Genomic DNA, 5,764 nt, shown 5'->3' on the forward strand with positions numbered 1-5,764 from the left:
ACAAAAATTCTTAACTCCACTTCTCCAATAATTATGAATATCCGTTCAGCATTTCTATCTACAAAGTTAAAATAAATATAAAAATAAATATTTATTGTTTATCAATAAATATTTATTTATATTTGATTATTATTTATTAAATACTAAGAATTATGAAAACAAAAACAGAAAGCATCTTGACAACGATGAATGTCTTAACTTGGATTGTATTCATTGGTTTACTTATCCATACTGGAGCCATCATTGTTTCCTATTTCATTAGCATTATCAATCCTGAAGGAGCCAAAAATCTGTATCTGGGATTAGATTTATTTTCGCTTAGACAAGCTAATTTTTGGAAGTATTCCATAACAGTACTCTTAACGATTACTATATTGGGACTCAAAGCTTATAGTGCTTATTTGGTAATACAAATTTTGTCAAAAATCAATCTTGAACATCCTTTCACTATGAGTGTTGCCCTATTAATAGAAAAAGTCAGCCACATAATATTTACCATTTGGGCTGTCTCTATGCTTGCCAATGCTAATCACGAATGGTTACGCCAAAGCGGTTTGCCCATATCCGAAAATTGGATTTCGGGAGAGTTCATCTTTCTGGCTGGAGTGATATTCATTATAGCACAGATTTTCAAAAAAGGAATAGAATTACAATCCGAGAACGAATTAACTATCTAAATTATGGCTATAGTAGTAAATCTTGACGTGATGATGGCAAAAAGGAAAATGTCATTAAATGAACTTTCTGAAAAGGTAGATTTGACCTTGTCCAATCTTTCTATTCTAAAGACCGGAAAAGCCAAAGCCATACGCTTTAGCACACTTGAAGCAATCTGCAAAGCTCTGGACTGCAAACCTGGAGACTTGTTGGAATATGTGGAGTAACTCTTTTGTCCCTTTATCTTTTTCTCTGTACTCAAATAAAATAATCTCATACAAAAAGCCAACATCTCAGTTGGCTTTTTTGCTGACCAAATACAATAATAACACAACAAATTCCCGTTATCATATAACAATCTCTTTAGCGAAAATTGTCAATTTTACATCAAAGAAATTAGTTATGCAAAAGACTCTCCTCATAGTAATGCTCTTTATGATTTTCTGTTCGTGTAAACAACAGAATCAGGAGATTATGGTCTCCAAAAAAACAATTGTTAGGAAACAGCCTAAAAGCATTTCGTTTCATTTCGAAAACACCAAACAATGGCTTACAAAGACCACAGATAGTCGAGAACTTCGAATCGTCCTTGCTGTTAACCGAACAGACAAATCTAATTTAGTCAAAATGGATTCTATCATTATCCCCGAGGATTTGACTGGTGATATAGAGTTTTATCTTCCCTTTCCAATAGTCGTTCCCTACTTGAAAGACATCAATAAAATTATCTTCTTTTCATATCCTACGCAAACCTTTGCCGCTTATGAAAATGGAGAATTAATTTACGCCGGTCCCACAAATATGGGGCGAAAAAAAGATCCCACACCTATTGGACTTTTTTACACCAACTGGAAAGCCGAAAAAACAACAAGCACTTTCAATGATGAGTGGGATTTGCGTTGGAACTTTAATATTGCCAATAAATTAGGCGTTGGCTGGCATCAGTATGAATTGCCAGGCTATCCAGCTTCACATTCCTGTTTGCGACTTCAGGAAAAAGATGCCAAATACCTTTACACTTGGGCAGACCAATGGATATTAAAGGATGATGAAAACGTACTCGTAAAAGGAACTCCCGTGATTGTTTTTGGCGGATATGATTTTGATGCACCAAAACCCTGGCTGCAATTGGTTCAAAATCCAAAAGCATTGAACATTTCAGCAGCCGAAATAGAAAACACAACGAAACCGTACTTAAACGGCATTTTATCCGAACAGAAAAAAAGAGAAAAACTGTCAAGCAAGGAATAAAAAAGATTGCGGTCTGCAGATTTCAGTCGCAGTTTCTCAGAGTTAGCAGCAATTCAAAAAAAACTATATTCAAACAAACTCATTTATGCCATCAATAACCTCTTTCGCAATTTTCAAACTCTTTAGTTTATCGTGACGACTAAAAATCGGACTGGTAATCATCAATTCATCCACACGAGAATAGTTAATGAATTCTTTTAATTCTTTCGTTAATGTCTGCTTGTTGCCTATAAATGAACCGGCCGTCATTTGGTTAACATGAAAACGAACTTCTTCACTCAAATCATTCATCAGATTGGTCAAGGAATCCACAGGGGGCTGCAACGGTTTTCTGGTATTTTGAACTAAATTCTGAAACATTTGATACAAACTGGTTGATAAAACTTCGGCTTCATTATCTGTATCGGCCGCAATTACATTCACACAAGCCATTGTTTTTGGCTTATCCAAATATACGGAAGGCTTAAAATTATCACGATAAAACTCAAAAGCCTGAATCATTTGCCTTGGCGCAAAATGTCCCGCAAAAGCATATGGCAATCCATAAGCCGCAGCCAACGAAGCGCTATCCATACTCGACCCCAAAATCCAAATAGGAACATTGGTTCCTTCAGCGGGAAAAGCTCTAACTTTTGCCGTAGTATTCGCTTCCGAAAAATAGTCCTGCAACGCTTTTACATTTTTAGGAAACCGCTGCGATTCCTCAAAAAAGTCAGGTCTAATGGCTTGTGCCGTCAGAGAATCGGTTCCGGGAGCTCTTCCCAAGCCAAGGTCAATTCGGTCAGGATACAAAATCCCTAATGTCCCAAACTGCTCGGCAATAATCAATGGCGAATGATTGGGTAGCATAATCCCGCCCGACCCAACTCGAATATTCTTGGTCTGGCTCGCAACAAACCCAATCAAAACAACCGTTGCCGTACTCGCAACGTGCGCCATATTATGATGCTCGGCCAACCAAAACCGTTTATAACCCAAGCCATCGGCTAGTTGCGCCAGTTCTTTCGTTTTTTGCATCGTTTCACTGGCATCGCTGTTTTGCGTAATTATCGCTAATTCTAATAAGGAAATCGGAATTGGGGTTTTCATATTCATCATAAGTTTGCACAAATTTAATCATTACCACTTAGGGTATTTATGGCGAAACGTTAATTCAATTATAATATTTAAAACGAGTTTATTTACAATTATTTAGGAGCAGAAGTATTTGTCATTTCATCAACAGTTGTCCCGCTGTCATTCCAATCTTTTTAATCTCGTCCCAAAAACGAGATTAAAAAGGATTTTCCCTTCCATCGGGGCTAGGCGACCTATTTAGCACTTAATCGTAAATAACTGTATTTGTGTCTGTTAAATAATTATATTTTTAAAAAACCACATACATTTATGCTAGCAAAACAATATAATAATACAAAATCACCCAAAAATAAATGAGGATGTTCCATATTGCATCGCAAATAAATAAGTTGCATGCCAATTGAAAACTCACAAATCGGCATAATTTTTTTTGACAATAGTAACCAAAACTGATTTACTTATGTGCAAAATTACTTTAATAGCAACAGTTCATAAAGAACATGGTAGTTGCAACTCGAAAGAATTGTATAAACTTATTGAATCAATTGCTGCTGATGCAATTTTCGAGGAACTTTCTCCTAACGGATTTACTGCAATTTATGGAGGATTGAATTCAGGTACATTAGAAACAAATACAATCAAGTCCTACATACAAAAATATCCTATTTCTCATCTCCCTGTAGATTTAGAAAAAAATGAACTAATCGACAAAGATTTTAAGAATGATATTCTCGAAATGTTTGAAATATTTAGACAAAGTTACCAATACAACATATTGTTAGCTCAACACAACATTTTATCACAACTAGTTGGTTTTCCATATCTAAATAGCAACCAATACAGCGAATTATCAGAGCGGAGAATTTCTTTGGAGAAAATTATATTAAAAAATATAAATCACAAGAAGTGGATCTTAACGTACAAACGATGGTGGGATATTATTGAACTGCGCGAAAACGAAATGGTAAAGAATATTTATAACTATTGTGATAGAAATAAATATACTAATGCAGTACTTCTTATCGGAGCAGAACATAAAAAACCCATCATCGATAAAATACTAAAATTCGAAACGCTAAATAAAAAAGAATTAAACTGGAATTTCAATTATTTCATTTAATCCCCGCGAACTCGAGCGTCACCCCTCATGAAAAAACATACTACAGAAAAAACACAACTTTTGATTATTGAAATAGAGTTTCATAACTTTAACTGCATTTTTTTAAAACAATAAAAGTTATGGAACCAAAATTTATATGGGCAAACTTAGCCTCAAATGACTTGGAAAGAACAACCAAATTTTATACAGCTTTAGGTTTTGAGCAAAATGGAAAAATGGATGAAGGAACCAGTTTTTTATTTGGACAAAATAAATTTGTTATCAATTTCTTTATTGAGCAAAGATTAAAAAAAGATGTAAACGGCAATATTGGTATTCCTAAAGAGAACGAAATAATATTTTCCCTTTCTGCCAGCAGCAAAGAAGAAGTAAATAATTGGGTTGAAAAAGTTAAATCAGCAAGAGGGACAATCTTCGCAGAACCACAAGATTATGAAAAAGGCTATACTTTTGGCTTTGCCGATCCAGATGGTCATAAATTCAATATTTTGTATTGGCCAGGAATGTAAAATACGTATTAAAAACAAATTGAAATAAAAGCCAACCGCTAACAAAATGTTTTAAGATATATTAAACGATTACAAAACAGTACAACATTATAAATACAGAAATGAATCAAGAAATTAAAGCATACAACGAAAAACAAACCTCGGGCGACAAAGAAATTTGCGACCAGCTTGCTACAGGCATTGACAACGAACTGACTGAAGCCGAAAGCAAAATTTGGCACGCCCACCCTGTTTGGTTTTTAGATGGTAACCCAATTGTTGGCTACAGCAAACAAAAACCGGGAATCCGACTCATGTTTTGGAGCGGAGCTGACTTTGAAGAAGAAGGTTTTAGCGTAAAAGGTGAAAAATTTAAGGATGTTTCTCTATTTTACAATAGTGTTTCCGAAATTGATATGAATGATTTAAACCGTTGGCTAAAAAAATCAAGAGACATTCAATGGGACTATAAAAATATTGTAAAAAGAAAGGGACAATTAGAAAGACTCAAATAAACTAAAAGTTTAAAGTTAAAACGTAAGGATGAACAACACAAGCAATCATGATGAACGTATCGCGAAAATGACATTCGCTTCGGTATATCCACATTATCTCGCAAAGGTTGAGAAAAAAGACAGAACAAAAGAAGAATTGCATCAGGTAATCGAATGGCTAACTGGATATGACGAAAAGAAACTACAGGAACTCATTGCAGAAAAAATCACTTTTGAGACCTTCTTTCAGAATGCTTCCATAAATCCTAATGCACACCTGATTACTGGTGTAATTTGCGGCTATCGAGTGGAAGAAATCGAAAATCAGTTAACGCAACAGGTCAGATATTTAGACAAATTGGTAGATGAATTAGCAAAAGGACGCAAGATGGAAAAGATTTTGCGAGCTACTTAGGGCAACTAGCAAACAATATAATTCTTGAAATAGGTCACAAAATTTGAAGTCTGCTAATATAAAAAACAAAGCATTTACAATCTAAAAAACAGAAAAGCAACTCCATGACGGGTTGCTTTTCTGTTTTTACACAATCTATCGGCCACTCCCCTTCGGTCACAGAAACGCCTATCAAAACCTCTTATACTTCCCGAATACTCGACTTGTCATTCAAAGTCAATTCGGCAATTTCATCCTTTCTTTTAAAGGCAACTCCTTTGTG

Annotated in this window: 8 protein-coding genes; 7 read left to right on the forward strand and 1 reads right to left on the reverse strand. The window is 34.9% G+C overall.

Annotated elements, in window-relative coordinates:
* The first annotated feature begins 152 nt into the window (after positions 1–152).
* The 3 genes from VFS71_RS14805 to VFS71_RS14815 all read left to right on the forward strand — a co-directional run bounded on the left by VFS71_RS14805 (position 153) and on the right by VFS71_RS14815 (position 1,908).
* The gene (locus tag VFS71_RS14805) at positions 153–677 is read left to right on the forward strand and encodes a DUF2975 domain-containing protein (protein WP_326402182.1); all 525 of its coding nucleotides are present in this window, start codon (positions 153–155) and stop codon (positions 675–677) included.
* A 3-nt stretch (positions 678–680) separates the two neighbouring features.
* Positions 681–884, forward strand: a complete 204-nt coding sequence (locus tag VFS71_RS14810; protein WP_326402183.1) for a helix-turn-helix transcriptional regulator — start codon at positions 681–683, stop codon at positions 882–884.
* A 175-nt stretch (positions 885–1,059) separates the two neighbouring features.
* On the forward strand, positions 1,060–1,908 hold the full coding sequence (locus VFS71_RS14815) for a L,D-transpeptidase (RefSeq protein WP_326402184.1): 849 nt from the start codon (positions 1,060–1,062) through the stop codon (positions 1,906–1,908).
* Between the two features lie 69 nt (positions 1,909–1,977).
* Here VFS71_RS14815 and VFS71_RS14820 read toward each other — a convergent pair whose 3' ends face one another.
* Entirely contained in the window at positions 1,978–2,997 is a 1,020-nt protein-coding gene (locus tag VFS71_RS14820) for an LLM class flavin-dependent oxidoreductase (RefSeq protein ID WP_326402192.1), read from the reverse strand.
* Positions 2,998–3,445: 448 nt separating this feature from the next.
* Between VFS71_RS14820 and VFS71_RS14825 the strand changes: the two genes are divergently transcribed.
* From VFS71_RS14825 to VFS71_RS14840, 4 genes are all read left to right on the forward strand, one after another.
* Positions 3,446–4,105 (forward strand): hypothetical protein, encoded by a 660-nt coding sequence (locus VFS71_RS14825; protein ID WP_326402186.1) that lies wholly within the window; start codon positions 3,446–3,448, stop codon positions 4,103–4,105.
* A gap of 119 nt (positions 4,106–4,224) precedes the next feature.
* Positions 4,225–4,614 carry a VOC family protein gene (locus tag VFS71_RS14830; RefSeq protein WP_326402187.1) on the forward strand — a complete coding sequence of 130 codons (390 nt, stop codon included), beginning with the start codon at positions 4,225–4,227 and terminating at the stop codon, positions 4,612–4,614.
* 101 nt (positions 4,615–4,715) lie between these two features.
* The gene (locus VFS71_RS14835) at positions 4,716–5,108 is read left to right on the forward strand and encodes a DUF1801 domain-containing protein (RefSeq protein ID WP_326402188.1); all 393 of its coding nucleotides are present in this window, start codon (positions 4,716–4,718) and stop codon (positions 5,106–5,108) included.
* 28 nt (positions 5,109–5,136) lie between these two features.
* Positions 5,137–5,502, forward strand: a complete 366-nt coding sequence (locus VFS71_RS14840; protein ID WP_326402190.1) for a DUF2200 domain-containing protein — start codon at positions 5,137–5,139, stop codon at positions 5,500–5,502.
* Positions 5,503–5,764 lie beyond the last annotated feature (262 nt).

This window comes from Flavobacterium sp. (assembly GCF_035760125.1).
Taxonomy (GTDB): domain Bacteria; phylum Bacteroidota; class Bacteroidia; order Flavobacteriales; family Flavobacteriaceae; genus Flavobacterium.